Genomic DNA, 19,001 nt, shown 5'->3' with positions numbered 1-19,001 from the left:
ACCACCTAGAACGGTGGTGTTATATTTGAAATTTATGGTAACTATAAATTCTCTAGCCGTGCATATGAAGCCACTAGCCATTTAATCCCTTGTCCTTGAAAGGCTATCTGTAAACGACAATGTTCACCGCTGCCTTCTAGGTTAATAATAGTCCCCTCACCAAATTTAGGGTGCATTACCCGCTGGCCTAGCGCATAACCTGAATCATTTTGACTGATTGGTGTACCAAGGCGTTGATGGCTAACCGGACGAGAAACTGTGGCTCTTAGGCGAACTTCTTCGACACATTCAGTCGGTAGCTCACCAATAAAGCGTGATGGACGGTGATAGACTTCTTTACCGTATAACCGACGACTTTCTGCATAAGTAATGGTAAGTTTTTCCATTGCTCGGGTAACCCCCACATAAGCGAGCCGACGCTCTTCTTCAAGACGCCCGCTTTCATCCATTGACATTTGGCTGGGAAACATCCCTTCTTCCATTCCGACAATGAATACAACTGGGAATTCCAAACCTTTGGCTGAATGCAAAGTCATCAATTGAACAGCATCTTGGTTGGCATCCGCTTGCCCTTCCCCTGATTCAAGAGCTGCATGTGATAGAAATGCCTGTAATGGCATTAAATCTTGGTCTTCTTCTTGGTAGCTAAAGTCACGCGTTGCATTCACCAACTCTTCCAAGTTTTCGATACGCGCTTGGGCTTTTTCGCCTTTTTCCTGCTCATACATTGCACGCAAACCAGAATCGTGAATAACCCTATCTGCTTGAACATGCAATGGCATATCTTGCGTTTCTTTCGCCAACGCTTCAACTAACTCTAAAAAACGCTCTATTGCTGCCGCAGCTCGCCCTCCAAGTACTTGCTCACGAAGTAAGTACTCACAACTTTCCCATAAAGTTAATTGTTGATCTCGTGCTGTTTGGCGAACGGTATCCAAAGTACGTTCACCTATTCCTCGTGTTGGCGTGTTGACCACGCGTTCAAACGAGGCATCATCATTACGATTTGCTATCAGTCTTAAATAAGAAAGTGCATCTTTGATTTCCTGACGTTCAAAGAACCGTTGGCCGCCATATATGCGATAAGGCATGTTAGTTTGAATTAACGCCTCTTCAAGTACACGCGATTGGGCATTACTACGATATAACATGGCACAATCTTTTAACGCCCCGCCATTTTCTTGCCATTGTTTAATACGCCCAACAATATAGCGGGCTTCATCTAATTCATTAAATGCACAGTAGAGTGAAATGGGTTCACCATCCCCTCCTTCTGTCCATAAATTCTTGCCTAGCCGATCACTGTTATTCGCAATTAAAGCATTCGCCGCTTTTAATATATTATTTGTCGAGCGATAGTTTTGCTCAAGACGAATTGTTTCTGCACCGGGGAAATCATTAAGAAACCGTTGGATATTCTCTACTTGGGCACCACGCCAGCCATAAATTGATTGATCGTCATCACCAACAATCATGACCTTGCCTGTTTCCCCTGCTAATACTCGAATCCATGCATATTGAATATTATTAGTATCTTGGAATTCATCCACTAAAATATTAGTAAAACGTTCACGGTAGTGTTGTAATACATGGGGTTTATTCAACCACAATTCATGAGCTCGAAGTAACAGCTCAGCGAAATCGACCAAACCTGCTCTATCACAAGCCTCTTGATACGCCTGATATACTTTCAACCACGTCGCTTCAACAGGGTTACCATAGCTTTCAATATGTTGGGGCCGTAAACCTTCATCTTTTTTGCCGTTGATGTACCACATACCTTGACGTGGGGGCCATTGTTTTTCATCTAAATTCATTGCTTTAAGCAAACGTCGAATTAAGCGATATTGGTCATCACTATCTAAGATTTGAAAATCCTGCGGTAAATTGGCATCCATATAATGTTGGCGCAACAAGCGGTGTGCTAAACCATGGAATGTGCCAATCCACATCCCACCTTCACTACTGCCAATCAACTGATTGATTCGATGACGCATTTCTGCCGCTGCTTTGTTAGTAAACGTCACTGCCATAATAGAAAATGGTGATGCATTTTCCACCGACATTAACCAGGCAATTCGGTGTACCAATACGCGAGTTTTACCACTGCCCGCCCCCGCGAGCACAAGTAAATTAGTACGCGGTGCGGCAACCGCTTCGCGTTGTTTGTCATTGAGACCTTCAAGCAGATAAGAGACGTCCATAATTACCATCAAAGCAAAGCAGTGGAAAATACCACTGTGAGGTTGTTAACAAAGGGGAATAAAAACGTAATTTCCCACTTTGTGTTATCAATCAAAAACCAATAAATTGATTTTCCTGATTTATTTTAAATGACCTATTCGACTTACTACCAACCTTAATAGGTTTGGTAGCAGCACGACAATAGCAAATACCACTGTGTTTTTATACAGAGAAATGATTATACCAATGATAAAAGAGAAGCCAACTGAGAAATTTCTACATGCGGCAATAAACGCACGTCTTTCTCCCCCATTAGGGTTTTTTGGTCAAGGTTAATCCAGCAGGCTTGCATACCACTATTGATTGCACCTTCAACATCTGTCAGTAGATTATCCCCAACATGAAGAATGAATTTCGGTTCAAGATCAAGGCGCTGTGCAGCTAAACGGTACATATCACAATAAGGTTTTGAACGGCCATCTGGCCCGGCTTTTAAAACAAACTGAAAGTATTGGCCTAACCCACACGCTTCAGGTTCTGCATTACCATTGGTTATCGCAACTAACGGTAATTTTTCAGCTAATTTGGCAAGTGTTGCGTGTGTAGATTCAGGGATATCTATTTTATTACGCCAGTAAGTGAAATGTGCCATGATGTCATCTGCCCCTTTTTGTGCATCTTCTCGCGAATAGCCATAATGGCAAAACATCATTTTTGAAGAAAGCCAGCGCCAACGGGAAATATCATGACAGATCTCAGGCTCTTGTTCTTCCACAAGGCGGCGAAAAGCATAGAGGTCATCATTGCTAAAATGATTGAATCGAGGGTCGTATTCACGAACAAAACGTAAGACTTCCTCTTCCGTTTTATCAATAACTGGGTGGTTATCATAAAGCGTGTCATCCAAATCAAACGTAATCGCCATAATTGGTGACAGTGGGCGGTAAAAATGCATTAAGGTTTCTCCCTCTTTGCCCTCGGATGAGCCACATCATAAACGTTGGCTAAGTGCTGAAAATCAAGGTGCGTATAAATTTGTGTTGTTGATAAGTTCGCATGACCAAGAAGTTCTTGCACCCCACGTAAATTACCACTTGATTCAAGGAGATGTGTCGCAAAGGAGTGGCGTAATTTATGAGGATTAATGTGACTATTAACCCCCTGTTTTATTCCCCATTGTTCAAAACGTTTTTGTACATTTCGATTCGAAATTCGTTTCCCACTTTGGGTTGAGATAAAAACAGCATCATCTTCTGGCTCATATAACTCACGCATTTCTAACCAACGATGTAGCCAGCTCACCGCTGTTTTTCCCATTGGAATTTTTCGCTCTTTACTTCCTTTTCCCATCACCCAAACTTCACCAGTGCTTAAATCGAGGTGACGAACATCAAGACCAACAAGTTCAGATAAACGCAATCCAGCACCATACATCACTTCCAGCATAGTACGGTCGCGCACAACTAGTGGATCACCGCTATCCATATTTAGCAGTTGGGAGACCTCATCTACATCCATATTCTTAGGAAGACGTTTTTTGGATTTGGGTGCTTGAATTGCTTTGGCTGGGTTTGCAGGCAACGCCTCTTGATGCACCATCCAATCCAAAAAACTTCTCAATGACGATAATCGTAAAGCCATACTTGCAGCCTGTAGGCCTGATTTGCGACTTTTAGCCGCGATATTCCGTACGATAGCTGTATCAACTTTTTGCCATTCAGTGATTTTCAATGAGGTTAGCATTTCAACAATAACACTCAATTGACGATGATAATTAGTAATAGTGACAGGGCTTAACCGACGTTCAACTCGCAGATAACGTAAGAAGGCCTCAACTTGCATCATCAGCCCTTTCGGCTGAGACTCTACAGGCGTTCTATCCATTGGCATAATAACCTCGGGAGAATTTGAGCCACTTTTTCCAACATAACCGTCCCCATACCATGTTGATAATGCTCGCGGTCGCGGCTAGTAAAAATAACCATGCCCGATTCACCATGATGACCAAATAATGAGATAGCCACAGAGCCGACATTGAGCGCATCTGGTAAAAGCAATTGGATTTCAGGGCCATTTAAACGACCAAGATAGTTACGTTTATCGCCAAATCGTTGAATTCTGATAGGCTCAAAAACACGACGCGAAATCACCAGTTGATGGGCATCTAAAGGGGCTGATAAATGCCAACTATCACTGAATAAACGAACCGATGCGCCTGATAAACCTAATTTTTTTGCCCAGCGATTTAAAGTAAGTAACATTTCTTGTAAGCTTTTGGCTGATGACATGTCTATCACCAGAACCAATAACTCATCAAAAAGCTCTATATTTTCATGCGCTTGCTCTACCATAAAACGGATATCTTGCTCAAGCTCTTTGATTTTCAAACGTTGGCGATTCATCACTAATTCAGGTAATGAGATAGCACCTTGTACAACATGTGGAACTTTCAACTGCTCCAATAATTGTGCATTACGAAGAAAAAAGTAAGGATTTTCCTTTAGATATTGCACCACATCGAATTCATCAAGTTGATGTTTTCTCTTCAGTGCTTTTTCGGTTTTATCCATATTCCCCTCTTCAACTCGGTAAAATTATCGCTGTGTGACTTTTATAGCTGGATGACCCCATCGTAGACATGAGTTGCTGGGCCTGTCATATACAACGGAGCCCCTGGACCTTCCCAAGTTATATTTAACGACCCGCCGGGTAAATCAACACGTACTCGTTTCGCCAATAACCCTTGAGTGATCCCAACAGCCACTGCGGCACATGCTCCACTACCACATGCTTGAGTTTCACCTGCACCACGCTCATAAACGCGCAAGCGAATATGCTCAGCATTAATAATTTCCATGAAACCAATATTAGCGCGTTCGGGAAAGCGCTCATGGCTCTCTAAAGCTGGTCCTAAAATTTCAACCTCTGCGGTATGAATACTTTCAACCTGAATGACGCAATGTGGGTTACCCATTGAAACAACCCCACATAACACTGTACGTTCTTGAGCTCGAATAATATAGGTTTTTTCTTCTTTAATAGCGCGAAATGGCACCCTTTGAGGCTCAAAATCAGGCTCTCCCATATTAACGCAGACATCATCATTTTCATTTATGGTTAATGTCATCCGGCCTGATTGGGTACTAACTTTAATTTTTTGCTTATTAGTCAGACCTTTAAGCCGAACAAAGCGCGCAAAACAACGCGCCCCATTACCACATTGTGACACCTCACTGCCATCCGCATTAAAAATGCGATAATGAAAGTCAAGGTCAGGGTCATAGGGGGCTTCAACTAATAATAGCTGATCAAAACCGACACCAGTATGCCTATCTGCCAGCCGGCAAATAAGTTCTGGCGAAAAATACACATTTTGTGTGACACCATCGACAACCATGAAGTCATTGCCTAAGCCATGCATTTTAGAGAATTGCATTTCACGCTCCATAGCGGCAACTTACTGGTTATGATTTGTTGTAGCAGGCTCTTCGGTTGAGCTGCTTGGCGCTGTTGGTTGCACATCAGGCGCCTGAGCAGGAGCAACAGTTTCTTCCGGCGGGAAATAAAGAGGGCCTTTCAAGCCACAACCAGATAAGGTAAATAACATAACAAGTGCACTAAGCCCAAATAAACTTTTTTTCATTCTTTTTCGCCTGTGATACTAACTTTTGACATCTGATATTTTACACAATAACAGGAGTGACCTAGCAAATCACGTCTGTTTATCAAGCATGCTTATATTATATACTCTAGGCTAAATTTAATCTGAAATTTTTAGTCAGCGCACTGAGATTGACCCCAATGCTTGATCCCTCCTATAATTTTAATTAACTAATTGTGAGCAAACAGGATTTTAACCGTGAATGACAGTGAATTTCACCAGCTAGCAGAAGCGCTACTGGGCTCTATTGAAGAGCATTTGGACAATTACGATGGTGATGCCGATATCGATTGTGAGATAAATGGCGGTGTTATGACTCTCAGTTTTGAAGATGGCAGCAAAATCATCATCAACAAACAAGAGGCATTTCACCAAATTTGGCTAGCGACCAAACAAGGCGGATACCATTATGATTACAAACAAGGGGAATGGGTCTGTGACCGTTCTGGCAATGAATTTAAAAACCAGTTAGCGGAAGCCATTGCTTTCCAAAGCCAACAGCCATTTTCGTTCTAGTTTTAAACAACTATCACTAAAAGTAATGCGCTTGTGGGTGCCCTGATTGGCTTAAATGCATATCATGCCCCACTTCGTCATCATCCTCTGATGTAAATGGCCACGTTGCGCCCGAAAAGGCAACCACTTGGTTTTTACCGTCATGATTAATAATTTGGTAAAATTGCGGTAAATTGAAGTTGATAAAATTAGCACCATAAGTAAAGCGGTCATGGGAGGAGGAGTAGAACTTACTGACATCACGCACCAAGTCTTCTTTGGAACCTTCACAGTGAGAGTAAATCTCCACACGGTTAGCTTCATCTAATACGTAAATATTAAAACCTGTGTTATCCGCCGTATTTTCGAAGAAAAACTGTACAATCCCTTCACTCGCATAACCATCAACAACAGCTGGCAAATGGTTATCACTTTTTGCCTGAAGTTTGACCGGCCAGCCATGTAACTTGTTATGGGAAATTGCGCCATAGAATTCAACCGCATTTTCTAGTTTTTGTACTGAGACATTCAGGCGTTCAAAAAACAGCCCCCAAGTCTGCCCTGCTATGCGGAGCGCTTTAAAGCGCCCAGGGTCATTACTATTACTTGATAAACGCAGTTCTACGCATTCCGATATCAATTGCTGTACACGAGTACGAATAAGCCCCCGTAAGTGCTCACTATAACAAAAGACCTCAACAGCTTCCGGTGGTGAAGCGTCTTGGTGCATTTTACCTAAAATCGTTTTTAACGCTTCTAGCATACACTGCTCACCGCTGAAATGGAGCGTCCTTACCTCATTCCATGAATTACGATACAACAAATCAATACTACCAATGAGACACTGCTGTGACTCGCCAAAGCTGAAAATATCTAATTTCCTAAAATCGACATGAACCACTTGCTCTGAATAAACTTGAGTCGGGTCTTTTTCTAGGTTAACGATTATTGCAAGGTGGCGAATTTCACAGGGGCTATATAGCGCTTTTGGTGTTGGAGCCGGCAACCTAATTGGGAAATGATTTGAGACGTCATGCATAAGTTCAAGCAGTTTTCTTTCGTCACACTGCGACTGCCCATTATGCATATAAACTTGTGTCGTTTCAGTTAGTAAGCCATTAAAATATGCCCAGGCCACTAATTTATTTAAGTAACGGTTATATTCCAGAGGCTGGTGCCCAATAATCGCATCAATATTCGGGGCTTGGTTGTACAAATACCAACCACTACGATTTGCACGCCCTGCTGGCACATAAATAAAAGTGAGGTGCTCTTCGCTTAAATCCGGTGAAATCTGAGGGTTAACTAACGTCACTTTACCCGGAAGCGCTTCAAAGGCTGCGTATAATTTACGAGTTAATACCCCAATATCTTGTGGGCTTGCACTAACGCTTAAATTATTTCGCCGCGCAAAGCGAATTAAATTACGATAACTTTGCATCATGGTGTCGAGTAGCTCATTATGCGCTTCACGGACACGCTCAATTTTCCATTGGCTGCGTGTATCTAGTACTGTTAAACGTTCTGCTCCCCAGCCCCATGATGCCACCAATTGGGATAAGACATCTCGACGCCAACCAGAAAAAGCATTGCTATCTTCTTCAGAAAGTTTTTCACACACTTTAAGGTAAAAACAACGACGTATAAGGTCAAGACGAGTTAAGTCGTTAATTTCAACAAGATACCTTGTGACGCGTTCAAGCATTAAACAGTAGGAATCCAAGCCATAACACACGATTTCACCGGCATGTAAATGGCGTTTAAACTCCATAGCCAGTAGTTTGCCATTAGGATAATCCCATGAATAAGACTCTAATAAGATACTTTTTAATACTGCTTTATAAGGGGAATCAACACTTTTATAAAGTTGCCACAAGCTTGCACCAAAGTATTCTGCGGCTGAAAGTTCACTCAATCCGCCTAAATCCAACCACTCATTTGGCGTTAATACACCTTGTGCATATAACCCCATAACATATTCATCATAATGTTGTTCTTCTTCAACAGGTACCATCGCCCACAATAAGCGTTTGCCGGCCATTCGAACCGCAGTACGATAAAACTCATCTAACAATAGAATATGTTGCGTTGAACCACAGTTTTCCCCGCCTATATGCCCACTCGCATGATGGCGAAAACGATTCTCATCGATTAGAAAAACGGTTACATCAATGCCTAAAGACGCTGCCCACTGTTCAATTAATGTGCATTTCTTTTGTAAAAAACGTTTTTCTTCGTGATCTAACCAAGAAGGGTGACAAACCCAAACATCGATATCTGAACAATGGCTTTGCCCTACAGAGGAGGTACTGCCCATTGAATAAATCCCAGTTATGGGTAATTCACCATTAGTGGGCTTTTCGATTGGTAGGAAGCGTTCAAATTGCCCCAACCACTTCATTTGTTCTGTATCTGGAGAGAAAAAGCAGACGCCATGGGGTACATTACCTTCAATAAAACCAGGCATCATTGGATGATGATAATGAAACAAGACAGGCAGCAGGTTATAAACCTTCGAAAAGGTTTCACTCATAGATGCTGTTGCGCGCTCTAACCGTAATTGGTTTATCGCATCAAGTCTTTGCTTTAAGGTTTCAATATAGAGATACAAGAGTTACGCCTGACTGAATGTAATACAAATCTGGGAATTTCCCAGCACCCAACAGATAGAGATAGATTTAAAAAAGTTTTCAAATGAATTGTCGGAAACGTGATCAATTTAACACCTTGCAGCAAAAGGGTAAAGTAGATCACATTATTTTACGTGCTTATTTTTGATACTAAATGCTTTTCAACATATTGTATAAAAAGGTTTTTATTTTTTAATGCATCAGAATATCCCTTGTTTTTCAATGGAATAATACTTTTGATGCAAATTGAACAACAAAACCACTATGTAAAATGCCATGTAAGCGTAATACATGCAGCATCTATGCTTGAACGCTTCAACATGAACAGATGAAACCTACAGGTAACCCAACAAAAAAAACAGCACGAAAAGCTAAAATAATTCTTTGGTTAGCACGCATCACCGGAAAATATTTATCAAGAGACCATCGAAAAGTAACATCACGATTTGTCAGTGTATGGGCCGAATTTCATGTTGAGTAAGTGAAGGTGGGTAAAGAATGTAGTGGAATGAACCAAACAACAGCAAACACTAAGATAGCCACGCAGCGGTGGCTTTGAGCTCAGCTGGAAAAAATATCCTTAACATGTTAAAACTAACGTCAATTGTATGGTTAATCTACGGCGTTCTTCGCTAGAGAAAACAGTAAAATGACATCAACAAATATTGTGCGCATTGCTACGCGCAAAAGCCCTTTGGCCTTATGGCAAGCGCATTTTGTCAAAGATAAGCTAGAGCAATTACATCCTAACTTGCAGGTTGAGCTGGTTCCGATGGTGACAAAAGGGGATATCATCCTTGACACTCCGCTCGCAAAGGTGGGGGGGAAAGGCTTGTTTGTCAAAGAACTTGAACTGGCTTTATTAGAAGGGCGTGCAGATATTGCCGTTCATTCAATGAAAGATGTTCCTGTTGAATTTCCTGAAGGCTTGGGCCTAGTCACTATTTGTGAACGCGAAGACCCTCGAGATGCCTTTGTTTCAAACCACTATGACAATCTTGATGCGTTGCCAAAAGGCAGCATCGTTGGGACATCTAGCTTACGTCGCCAATGCCAATTAAGAGAACTTCGTCCGGATTTAGTCATTCGGGATCTCCGCGGTAACGTAGGCACACGGTTATCTAAACTCGATAATGGTGAATATGACGCCATTATCTTAGCGGTAGCAGGGCTAAAACGTTTAGGGTTAGAAGCACGTATACGCACAGCTCTTGCACCGGAACAATGTCTCCCTGCTGTTGGTCAAGGGGCCGTTGGCATTGAGTGTCGATTAAACGATAGTGTTACACGAGAGCTGCTCGCTAAGCTTAATAATGATACGACTTCTATTTGTGTTCTTGCTGAACGCGCAATGAATATGCGTTTAGAAGGGGGCTGCCAAGTCCCTATTGGTAGTTATGCTATTTGGCAAGACGACAAAATATGGCTACGTGCTCTTGTTGGCGCACCTGATGGGAGTATTATTATTCGTGGAGAAAGGCTTGTCGCCCCAAATGAAGCAAGCCAAGCGGGTGTATCACTCGCGGAAGAACTCCTCGAACGCGGTGCAAGGGAAATTTTAGCCGAAGTTTATAACGGGAACCCACCTGCATGAGGGTTCTTGTTACACGCCCTGAACCCACAGGTTCGGAGCTAATAACGGCAATCACCGCTAAAGGGGGAGAAGCCTACTCTTCCCCTTTGATCAGTATTGGACCAGGCGCTGAATTAAACACGCTAGTTTCACGCCTTGATCACCTCAATACAAACGACTTAGTCTTTCTTTTATCTAAAAATGCAGTCGAGTACGCAAATTTAACACTTGAACAAATGGGACGTAACTGGTCAGATAAGCTATCTTACTATGGTATTGGTCGCTCTACCGCCCAGTTTTTCAAGAAAGTAACCGGGAAGCCAGCCCATTGGGCTGAACAAGGGGAAACCAGCGAAGTGCTACTCACGCTTCCTGATCTCCAGTTTCTCGAAGGGAAACACGCCCTTTTATTGCGTGGAAATGGTGGCCGAGAACTTCTTGCTTCAACATTAAGGGCTCGAGGTGCGCAAGTCGACTATTGTGAATGTTATGCAAGGCACCCAATCCCTTACGAAAAAAACGAATTTAATCGCAAATGGTTTCAAGTTGATATCACTGACATTGTGATAACCAGTGGCCAAATGTTAGCTTTACTAGAAGAATTAATCGCTGAAGAGTATCAAAATTGGTGGTTTACCCGCCGCTTACTCGTTGTCAGTGAACGGATTGCAGATCAAGCTCGCCAAGCTGGATGGCAGAGGGTCTGTGTAGCTAATAGTGCAGATAATAATGCTTTATTAGAAGCATTAATTTCAACCGACATGGGATGCTAATTTATGACGGAACACGATAAAACAACCGAGACGGTTACCCCAGAAACAGGTGCAAAACAACAGCACTCCGAAAAAAAAACCTCTTCGGAACAAAAACGTTCTGGTCTCATTGGCGGAGTAATTGCTATCGCTATTATCATCGCCATTGGTGGTGGTCTTTATTATTTCACTCAACAAAACAATGCAACTTTAGTAAATGAAAACAATGAACTAAAACAGCAATTGAGTGATTTAATCGAACAACAAAATTCAGATAGACAACGTTTAGATGCCCTAATTACCGCAAATACTGAGATGAAAAACCAATCTCGCGAGTATGAAGATAGGCTCAATCGTCGCATGCAAGAACTGCAAGCTCACGTGACTGCCCTTTCCAGTAGTGATGTTAAAAGCTGGCTGATTGCACAAGCTGACTTTATGGTAAAAATGGCAGGAAGAAAACTGTGGAACGACCACGACCCTGTCACAGCAGCTGTCCTATTAAAAAGTGCAGACTCTAGTTTGGCTGAAATGAACGACCCAAGTCTGCTCGATATTCGCAAGTCAATTAACAATGACATGGCAAAATTAGCCGCCATCAATCAAGTCGACTATGACGGTATTATCTTACGCCTAAACCAACTCAGTAACGACGTTGATAACTTACGTTTAGCCGACTTAAACAGTGGTGATGCTAAAAATGAAGATAATGCCGAAGTCAGTGATGACATTTCTGATTGGCAACAAAACTTATCTCGTAGTTGGAAAAGCTTCACTAACGATTTCATCACCGTCAGGGCTCGTGACGGTTCTGAAGCACCACTACTAGCCCCAAATCAAGACATTTACCTTCGTGAAAACATTCGTTCACAGTTGCTAATCGCAGCTCAAGCCGTTCCTCGCTTCCAAGAAGAAACATACAAACAGTCGCTTGAGCAGGCTTCAACATGGGTAAGAGCTTATTTTGATACTGAAGCGCCGGAAACGAAAGCGTTCTTATCAACCATTGACGAGCTAATTAATCAACCGATTGATGTTGAAATGCCTGACGCCTTAGAAAGCCAAGAAAAGCTAGAGAAAGTTATGCAAACGCGAGTGCGTAGCTTACTTGCTCAATCCTCTGACAATACTAAGGCAAATGATGGTGCTGTTGATGCAGCAGCAGATGCCGCAGTTCCCGCGACTGAGACACAAAAAGCAGAACCAGCAGATACACCACACCCTTTTGAGTCAACTGAGCCTGCTGGAAATAGGGGGTAACAATGATTAAGGTACTGTTCCTATTTATTGTTCTTATCGCAGGTGTCATCTTAGGGCCACTATTAGCCGGTCACCAAGGCTATGTTTTTATTCGCACCGATAACTACGACATTACAACCAGTGTAACGAGCCTGATATTGGGCTTTATTTTACTCCAATTCGTGTTGCTATTTCTTGGTTGGTGTTACCGCCGCTTTATGAGCACCACATCACGGACTAAAGGTTGGGTAAGTGGTCGTAAATATCATAAAGCACACACCCAAACGCAAAAAGCCCTACTCAAGTTAGCTGAAGGTGATTTTGAGCAGGTTGAAAAATTGATGAGCAAGCATGCTGATTTTTCCCAACAACCTGTAATCAACTATTTAATGGCAGCAGAGGCGGCGCAACAGCGCGGTGATGAATACCGTACCCACCAATACTTAGATAGGGCAGCAGAAGCCGCAGGTAATGATCAACTCCCTGTTGATATTAGTCGCGTTCGCATCCAATTAGCTGAAGGCGAAGTACACGCGGCTCGTAACGGCATTGATAAACTTCTCGATAAAGCACCGAGGCACCCAGAGGTTTTACGCCTAGCCGAACAAGCTTATTTACGTTCAGGGGCTTACCAAGCACTGATCGAATTATTACCTGTAATGGCCAAAGTACAATTACACACTGAAGACGAGTTAGACGCATTAAAACTGAAAGCTTACAAAGGGTTAATGAACCAATGTATGGCTGAAGGTGGGAGTGATGGCTTGAAGGCTTGGTGGAAAGCTCAGCCTCGTCGCGTCCGCCATGAAACTGCATTGCAGGCTTTTTTAGCAGAACACTTAATTGAATGTGGCGACATTAACAGTGCTGAAAAAATGATCATTGACGGCTTAAAGCAGCAATATGATGAGCGCTTGTTATTGTTAGTGCCGAAGCTTAATAGCGAACACCCTGAAATTATTGAAAAAACGCTTTTACATCTGCAAAAGCAAAATGGGGCAACGCCATTACTAAACAGTACATTGGGGGTTTTGTCACTGCAGCATGCTCAATGGGATAAAGCAGAAACTTATTTCAAAGCTGCCTTAGCTCAACGTTTTGATGTACAAGATGCATCATGGTTAGCTGATGCTTTCGACAAATTACATAAACCGAATGAAGCAGCAAAAATTCGCCAAGAGGCCTTAATACACTCATTGAACCAAGAGCGTTCATAAAAGGCTATATTAATTATAATAGCCCCCAAGAAGTTACCTTAGGGGCTATTTTATTTAGTATACAAACCTACCCGTTAGTTTATCGTTAAGTAAAATAACGGGCTAATTCATATTTGTTAGCCCCATATATCCAATTAGATAATAGGACGAAGAACGATAATACCCGTCTTGGAGGATATATATTCTAGGAAGTTTGTATCAACAACCTTCATATTCTTTGAAAGTGATGATGCATTTCGGTACAAAACCTGATTATCCTTTCTAATCACAATACCTGTGTGGGAAACATCTAACCCCTTAATTGGTGAATAAATACCAATATAATCGCCTGTTTTTAAGTTATTAAGAACCATTTCATTAATTGCATGAGTAGGAATATAGGTTACCTTTCTTGAGTGAATACCTAATCCTTTAATAAACTCACTACCATCTGCTTTTTGATTTAATTTTTTTTCAACTGTAACCGACTCAGAGCTAATTAATGCTGTCACATCTGTCGCATTTTGTGGTGATACCGCATACCAGTCAGTAAAAAAGTGTTTTCTTTTATAATAAGCAACATCACTGTCTTTATAACGCGTATTCACAAGGGCGCTTAAAAACGTATTCCTACTGTTTGATTTGCTTAGTGCCGCGACATAATCCAGATAAGTAAAACAGTCAACACCTTCTAAATTAACAACAAGTACTTCACTGACGTTTGGTCCACCAACTAATGTGTTGGCGACATACGGCATCCCCAGAAAAATACTAGAAACTTGATCAATAAGATTGCCATAGGGTAGACCTTGATTTGGTATTATTACTTTATGAATAATCTGATCCAATGCTAATTTAGAATCATCACTCATATCTAATAAATAATTTGGCTGGTTAGTTGATGAAAAAGAGACTGCACAAAAAGAAAGCAATGCAAAAAATAAAAATTTCATTTTAAATACCTTTCCTTGGGAAAATGAATCATCAGTTAAAGATGATTTATTTTTACTGACAAGGTAAAGTAAGAAATTGTTTATTTAAGGTTTAATTTAAATACTAATAATGTGTATTTTTAAGCGAAAAATAACAGCGTTTCACTTTAATTCAAACGAATGTTTTACACTGTCAAAAATAAAGAAACAAAATACAAATATCACGCTAGGTGACATAATCATAAAAAAATAAAACCACTTATGTGCCAAGGTATAAACAAATTTTGTGATTACTATGTCATAAAGGAAATACATAGTGTATAAAGCATAATATACATCTTGGCTTGAATGAATGTGGGATATCTATATGAATGTAATTAAAACTATTTGGCGTTGGGTTATTGCAAGTCCAAACCGTTTACAAATATTTTTTGATCTTCTTCTGCTAGTTTTATCGCCTTTTGTTTTTATCCTATTTATTGGCTTTAATACAGAAGACCTCAGTAAAGACATTTTTATTATTACGTTCATCATCCTCTGCTATACCTACATTACTCGCTGGTTCAGCAAATGGTTTAGTAAAGGCAAAAAATAGTCTCTTATCTTGTTTAACAGCCTCTTTCACGTTTTCAGTAAAGGGGCTAAGTCGCTTGTATTGCAGAAAAAAAAACACCTGCACAAGGCAGGTGTAAAATACAATCAGGTCTACAGACGGATGGTGCCTCACTCAACGTTTCGCCCGTTCGTTGATGGTAAGAGGATGAGCTCTTGATCATCTAAGTTGGACAATAGGCACCGATAATCGGCTTTGCGTCATCTCTGGGTTTATGAAGCTTTGCTGTCATAAGAAGTGAGATGAGCATCTACATCTATAATAATGCAGGATGCGTGCCAACTTTTATAAAAGCTATATTTTTGGGCCTATTTTTTTTATTTCTCTCTACCCCTCGGATTGACTCGCTATTTTTAATCATCAATCCAACCTAGCTAGATAATTTCTCTCTATGAGTGTCCCTTCTCATATTTCGTTACACCTGCTTGTCTCAATTTAGAGACATCATAAATTCATTATTTATTTTTTCTTATAAATCAATGATTAAAATGTCTCCTTTTGGAGACAAGTAAGTAGAGGGTTGTATCAAGATCACGACACTTATCTTCTTCTCAAGAAAAAACAATAAGTTAAATAGCAATTCTCACAGTTCCAAAATATTACCTGTTTTAAAAAAACTTATGTGAAAACACAATCAACAAAAGTGATCCAACTGAAGGGGAAAGAAAAGAAGTTTTGACAAAGAAGCCAATAAAAAGACCAGGCAATAAAAAGCAAAAACCCCGCTATTAAGCGGGGTTCTTTAAATTGGTCGGCGAGAGAGGATTCGAACCTCCGACCCACTGGTCCCAAACCAGTTGCGCTACCAAGCTGCGCTACTCGCCGAAATTTTTGTAGTACTGATTTTTATAGCATTAGTTATCTTTTTTCGTGGTGCGAAAGGGGGGACTTGAACCCCCACGTCCATAGGACACTAACACCTGAAGCTAGCGCGTCTACCAATTCCGCCACCCTCGCAATGTCACAAAAAAATGGGGTGGCTAATGGGACTCGAACCCACGACAACTGGAATCACAATCCAGGGCTCTACCAACTGAGCTATAGCCACCATAACTTCACTTTTTCAAAGCGTTGCTATTCTACTACATACAACGTCATTTTGCCAACCGTAGCGGCGTACTAAAAATGGTGCGCCCGACAGGATTCGAACCTGAGACCTCTGCCTCCGGAGGGCAGCGCTCTATCCAGCTGAGCTACGGGCGCTTAACGCCGTTGCGGGAGAGGATAGTACGGATTTATCCTCTCGCTGTCTAGTCCTTTTTGAAATAAAAATATCGATTGCTTGCCTTTTATCCATTTCGCTGAGAAAGAGAGCATATTCACCCCCTCAGACAACCAATTTCCGCTAAAAATACCCCAAAATACTTTAGCTAGGCCTGTTGATTTTCTCTATTCACCCAGCGAATTAAAAAATAAAGAACCGAAACCACCAATAAAAATATTGCCCCTACGATTAATGACAAGCGTGTATCTGGGTTAATCGCCATTCCAATCAACACACAAGCCAGAAAAAGTAATGTGGCATAATTCACCCATGGAAATAGTATCGACTTGAAAGTGTGCCCCTCAAGCTTTTCTTTATTTTGCTGGCGAAAGCGGATCTGGCTAGTAAGAAGCACTAACCATGGCACCATCCCCGGCAAAACACTAGCACTATATACATACACAAATACCTTCTCAGGGTTTGGAATAATATAGTTGAGACTAGAGCCTGCAACCAGACACAAGATAGTAAAGCCCACACAACGCCCAGGAACGCCATTTTTTGTGAGTTTTAAAAATGAACTTGGTAATTGTTTATTTTGTGCCAATGCGTATAGCATCCGCCCACCGCTATACATACCGCTATTGCAACCTGATAACGCAGCGGTCAACACCACAAAATTGATGACTGCTGCCGCAGAGACAATACCAACTTTTGCAAAGGTCAAAACAAATGGGCTTCCTTGTTGACCCACTTCAGTCCAAGGAAAAAGCGTAACAACGATAAAAATCGCCCCTACATAAAAAATCAAAATACGCCATAAGATATTATTAATGGCTTTTTTCAACGTGACTTTGGGGTTCTTCGCTTCCCCTGCTGTAATCCCTACTAATTCAACACCCTGATATGAAGCTACAACAATGCACAAAGCAAATAGAAAACCTTTCCAGCCGCCAGCAAAAAAGCCCCCATGCTCTGTTAAGTTCCCTAAACCGATAGGTTCAAAGTTATTACCAATACCAAAGAATATTAGCCCTAAACCAATCAAAATCATGACCACAATCGTGGTGACCTTGATCATAGCAAACCAAAACTCTAATTCCCCATACAAACGTACAGCCGCTAAGTTTGCTAAAGCAACTAATACCACTGCAATAATAGCAAAAACCCATTGTGGTACCTCAGGAAACCAGTATTCCGCATAAAAACCGATTGCGGTGATTTCTGAGATCCCAACGGCAACCCACATAAACCAATAACCCCAAGCAGTCAGGCATCCCCAAAATGGGCTAAGGTATTTATAACCAAAAGAAGCAAAAGACCCCGTGACAGGCTCAAGAAATAGCATCTCTCCCATCGAGCGCATGATGAAAAAAACAAAAATACCCGCGATGATATAGGCTAATAGAACAGAAGGCCCTGCCCATTTTAACGTGCTGGCTGAGCCCATAAACAGCCCAACACCAATGGTTCCACCAAGTGCAATAAGCTCGATATGGCGAGCTTCTAGCCCACGCTGAAGTCCCTGTTGTGGATTTTCCATAAATACCCCTGTCAAAAATTACCATGGTTAAATTACAGCGTTAATTAAAGCTTAGTAGTCATCACCACTGTAATCAGTCGAAAAATGTCAGTTAGGCAAATTTTAAAAACATATTGTGAGGAAAATTGAGCACAAACCGACGTTATTGCTTTAATTTTTGAGGGATTATAGAAATATTTGAAGAAAGAGACCAGCAATTACGCAAGTCTCTTTATTGGAAGAGTTACAACTTACCACCGTAATAGTAGCCTAAAAATTTCAGCAGCTTAAATTGACGAGTGATCCGTGATGGCTGAGATAACAAACGATATAACCATTCTAACCCTAAGTTTTGCCATACTTTAGGGGCGCGTTTGACATGACCAGTAAACACGTCATAAGTACCTCCCACGCCCATATACAAAGCTTCAGGATGTACCTGTCGGCAGTCACGCATGAAAATTTCTTGCTTTGGAGAGCCCATTGCAACAGTCACTATTTTCGCACCGCTCGCATGGATACGTTCAAACAACGCATCCCTTTCTTCTGCAGTAAAATAACCGTTTTGAGACCCGACAATATTCACGTTCCACTGAGCGCGAAGCTTACTTTCTGTCTGCTCTAAAATTTCAGGTTTCCCACCGACTAAAAAAACGGGAGTGCCTTCTTTTCCTGCTCTTTCCATCAGGCCTTCCCACAAATCGGCACCTGCAACACGAGAAACGTCCGCTTGTGGGTATTTACGGCGAATAGCACGTACGATACTAATACCATCAGCATACAAGTACTCTGCTTGGCCTAGTAAGGTATTTAACGCGGTATCTTTTTCAGCGATCATCACTTTTTCCGCATTAATCGCAACTAGCGTTCCCGTTTTGGTTTCTCCATCTGCAAACAAATAATCTAAAAAATGGGCCATATTTTTGAAGCCCCAAATATTATGACCACGAATGCAATATTGTGGAACGGATGAAGCCTGAGTTGATAACGGTTCCATGAT

16 protein-coding genes and 4 tRNA genes are annotated in these 19,001 nt (G+C 41.5%); 6 read left to right on the top strand and 14 right to left on the bottom strand.

What is annotated here, in order from left to right; all coding sequences use genetic code 11:
- Positions 1 to 41: 41 nt before the first annotated feature.
- From uvrD to M1F14_RS04750, 6 genes are all read right to left on the bottom strand, one after another.
- Positions 42 to 2,204, bottom strand: coding sequence for a DNA helicase II (uvrD, locus tag M1F14_RS04775; protein WP_048605792.1), 2,163 nt, complete (start codon positions 2,202 to 2,204; stop codon positions 42 to 44).
- A 218-nt stretch (positions 2,205 to 2,422) separates the two neighbouring features.
- The gene (gene yigB, locus M1F14_RS04770; RefSeq protein ID WP_042845853.1) at positions 2,423 to 3,139 is read right to left on the bottom strand and encodes a 5-amino-6-(5-phospho-D-ribitylamino)uracil phosphatase YigB; all 717 of its coding nucleotides are present in this window, start codon (positions 3,137 to 3,139) and stop codon (positions 2,423 to 2,425) included.
- Complete coding sequence (gene xerC / locus M1F14_RS04765) at positions 3,139 to 4,068, bottom strand: tyrosine recombinase XerC (RefSeq protein ID WP_042845855.1); 930 nt, start codon at positions 4,066 to 4,068, stop codon at positions 3,139 to 3,141. The genes yigB and xerC overlap by 1 nt, the downstream gene beginning before the upstream one ends.
- Complete coding sequence (locus tag M1F14_RS04760; RefSeq protein WP_042845857.1) at positions 4,050 to 4,754, bottom strand: DUF484 domain-containing protein; 705 nt, start codon at positions 4,752 to 4,754, stop codon at positions 4,050 to 4,052. Before M1F14_RS04760 ends, xerC begins: the two co-directional genes overlap by 19 nt.
- 41 nt (positions 4,755 to 4,795) lie before the next feature.
- Positions 4,796 to 5,620, bottom strand: a complete 825-nt coding sequence (gene dapF, locus M1F14_RS04755) for a diaminopimelate epimerase (protein ID WP_042845859.1) — start codon at positions 5,618 to 5,620, stop codon at positions 4,796 to 4,798.
- A gap of 21 nt (positions 5,621 to 5,641) precedes the next feature.
- Positions 5,642 to 5,827, bottom strand: a complete 186-nt coding sequence (locus tag M1F14_RS04750; protein ID WP_042845861.1) for a lipoprotein — start codon at positions 5,825 to 5,827, stop codon at positions 5,642 to 5,644.
- A 216-nt stretch (positions 5,828 to 6,043) separates the two neighbouring features.
- Between M1F14_RS04750 and cyaY the strand changes: the two genes are divergently transcribed.
- Positions 6,044 to 6,361 carry an iron donor protein CyaY gene (gene cyaY / locus M1F14_RS04745; RefSeq protein WP_042845862.1) on the top strand — a complete coding sequence of 106 codons (318 nt, stop codon included), beginning with the start codon at positions 6,044 to 6,046 and terminating at the stop codon, positions 6,359 to 6,361.
- Positions 6,362 to 6,377: 16 nt separating this feature from the next.
- Here the strand turns inward: cyaY and M1F14_RS04740 are convergent, their stop codons facing one another.
- The gene (locus M1F14_RS04740; RefSeq protein WP_042845864.1) at positions 6,378 to 8,951 is read right to left on the bottom strand and encodes a class I adenylate cyclase; all 2,574 of its coding nucleotides are present in this window, start codon (positions 8,949 to 8,951) and stop codon (positions 6,378 to 6,380) included.
- Between the two features lie 668 nt (positions 8,952 to 9,619).
- Here M1F14_RS04740 and hemC point away from each other — a divergent pair.
- From hemC to hemY, 4 genes are read left to right on the top strand one after another with little or no spacing between them, the layout of a single operon-like run.
- Positions 9,620 to 10,564 carry a hydroxymethylbilane synthase gene (gene hemC, locus M1F14_RS04735; protein ID WP_042845867.1) on the top strand — a complete coding sequence of 315 codons (945 nt, stop codon included), beginning with the start codon at positions 9,620 to 9,622 and terminating at the stop codon, positions 10,562 to 10,564.
- Positions 10,561 to 11,316 carry a uroporphyrinogen-III synthase gene (locus tag M1F14_RS04730; protein WP_042845868.1) on the top strand — a complete coding sequence of 252 codons (756 nt, stop codon included), beginning with the start codon at positions 10,561 to 10,563 and terminating at the stop codon, positions 11,314 to 11,316. Before hemC ends, M1F14_RS04730 begins: the two co-directional genes overlap by 4 nt.
- A gap of 3 nt (positions 11,317 to 11,319) precedes the next feature.
- Positions 11,320 to 12,555 (top strand): uroporphyrinogen-III C-methyltransferase, encoded by a 1,236-nt coding sequence (gene hemX / locus M1F14_RS04725; RefSeq protein ID WP_048605790.1) that lies wholly within the window; start codon positions 11,320 to 11,322, stop codon positions 12,553 to 12,555.
- 2 nt (positions 12,556 to 12,557) lie between these two features.
- Positions 12,558 to 13,751, top strand: coding sequence for a protoheme IX biogenesis protein HemY (gene hemY, locus M1F14_RS04720; protein ID WP_042845871.1), 1,194 nt, complete (start codon positions 12,558 to 12,560; stop codon positions 13,749 to 13,751).
- A 134-nt stretch (positions 13,752 to 13,885) separates the two neighbouring features.
- Here hemY and M1F14_RS04715 read toward each other — a convergent pair whose 3' ends face one another.
- The gene (locus M1F14_RS04715; protein ID WP_042845872.1) at positions 13,886 to 14,683 is read right to left on the bottom strand and encodes a DUF1460 domain-containing protein; all 798 of its coding nucleotides are present in this window, start codon (positions 14,681 to 14,683) and stop codon (positions 13,886 to 13,888) included.
- Between the two features lie 346 nt (positions 14,684 to 15,029).
- Between M1F14_RS04715 and M1F14_RS04710 the strand changes: the two genes are divergently transcribed.
- Complete coding sequence (locus M1F14_RS04710; protein ID WP_042845873.1) at positions 15,030 to 15,257, top strand: hypothetical protein; 228 nt, start codon at positions 15,030 to 15,032, stop codon at positions 15,255 to 15,257.
- A 766-nt stretch (positions 15,258 to 16,023) separates the two neighbouring features.
- Here M1F14_RS04710 and M1F14_RS04705 read toward each other — a convergent pair.
- From M1F14_RS04705 to wecG, 6 genes are all read right to left on the bottom strand, one after another.
- Positions 16,024 to 16,100, bottom strand: a tRNA-Pro gene (locus M1F14_RS04705).
- A 46-nt stretch (positions 16,101 to 16,146) separates the two neighbouring features.
- A tRNA-Leu gene (locus M1F14_RS04700) sits at positions 16,147 to 16,232 on the bottom strand.
- Positions 16,233 to 16,247: 15 nt separating this feature from the next.
- Positions 16,248 to 16,323, bottom strand: a tRNA-His gene (locus M1F14_RS04695).
- Between the two features lie 78 nt (positions 16,324 to 16,401).
- Positions 16,402 to 16,478, bottom strand: a tRNA-Arg gene (locus M1F14_RS04690).
- A 167-nt stretch (positions 16,479 to 16,645) separates the two neighbouring features.
- Complete coding sequence (locus M1F14_RS04685) at positions 16,646 to 18,022, bottom strand: amino acid permease (protein WP_042845874.1); 1,377 nt, start codon at positions 18,020 to 18,022, stop codon at positions 16,646 to 16,648.
- A gap of 223 nt (positions 18,023 to 18,245) precedes the next feature.
- Positions 18,246 to 18,998, bottom strand: a complete 753-nt coding sequence (wecG, locus tag M1F14_RS04680; RefSeq protein WP_042845875.1) for a lipopolysaccharide N-acetylmannosaminouronosyltransferase — start codon at positions 18,996 to 18,998, stop codon at positions 18,246 to 18,248.
- Positions 18,999 to 19,001: the final 3 nt, after the last annotated feature.

It is taken from the genome of Providencia sp. PROV003, from assembly GCF_045040775.1.
Classification (GTDB): Bacteria; Pseudomonadota; Gammaproteobacteria; order Enterobacterales; family Enterobacteriaceae; genus Providencia; species Providencia huashanensis.
Note: the sequence above shows the minus strand (reverse complement) of the source record. Positions and strands in the feature narration are given on the sequence as shown.

Bases quoted from the DNA above. Each gene is read 5' to 3' on its own strand.
- uvrD (WP_048605792.1), bottom strand. From the start codon at position 2,204: ATGGACGTCTCTTATCTGCTTGAAGGTCTCAATGACAAACAACGCGAA.
- yigB (WP_042845853.1), bottom strand. From the start codon at position 3,139: ATGCATTTTTACCGCCCACTGTCACCAATTATGGCGATTACGTTTGAT.
- xerC (WP_042845855.1), bottom strand. From the start codon at position 4,068: ATGGATAGAACGCCTGTAGAGTCTCAGCCGAAAGGGCTGATGATGCAA.
- M1F14_RS04760 (WP_042845857.1), bottom strand. From the start codon at position 4,754: ATGGATAAAACCGAAAAAGCACTGAAGAGAAAACATCAACTTGATGAA.
- dapF (WP_042845859.1), bottom strand. From the start codon at position 5,620: ATGCAATTCTCTAAAATGCATGGCTTAGGCAATGACTTCATGGTTGTC.
- M1F14_RS04750 (WP_042845861.1), bottom strand. From the start codon at position 5,827: ATGAAAAAAAGTTTATTTGGGCTTAGTGCACTTGTTATGTTATTTACC.
- hemC (WP_042845867.1), top strand. From the start codon at position 9,620: ATGACATCAACAAATATTGTGCGCATTGCTACGCGCAAAAGCCCTTTG.
- M1F14_RS04730 (WP_042845868.1), top strand. From the start codon at position 10,561: ATGAGGGTTCTTGTTACACGCCCTGAACCCACAGGTTCGGAGCTAATA.
- hemX (WP_048605790.1), top strand. From the start codon at position 11,320: ATGACGGAACACGATAAAACAACCGAGACGGTTACCCCAGAAACAGGT.
- hemY (WP_042845871.1), top strand. From the start codon at position 12,558: ATGATTAAGGTACTGTTCCTATTTATTGTTCTTATCGCAGGTGTCATC.
- M1F14_RS04715 (WP_042845872.1), bottom strand. From the start codon at position 14,683: ATGAAATTTTTATTTTTTGCATTGCTTTCTTTTTGTGCAGTCTCTTTT.
- M1F14_RS04710 (WP_042845873.1), top strand. From the start codon at position 15,030: ATGAATGTAATTAAAACTATTTGGCGTTGGGTTATTGCAAGTCCAAAC.
- M1F14_RS04685 (WP_042845874.1), bottom strand. From the start codon at position 18,022: ATGGAAAATCCACAACAGGGACTTCAGCGTGGGCTAGAAGCTCGCCAT.
- wecG (WP_042845875.1), bottom strand. From the start codon at position 18,998: ATGGAACCGTTATCAACTCAGGCTTCATCCGTTCCACAATATTGCATT.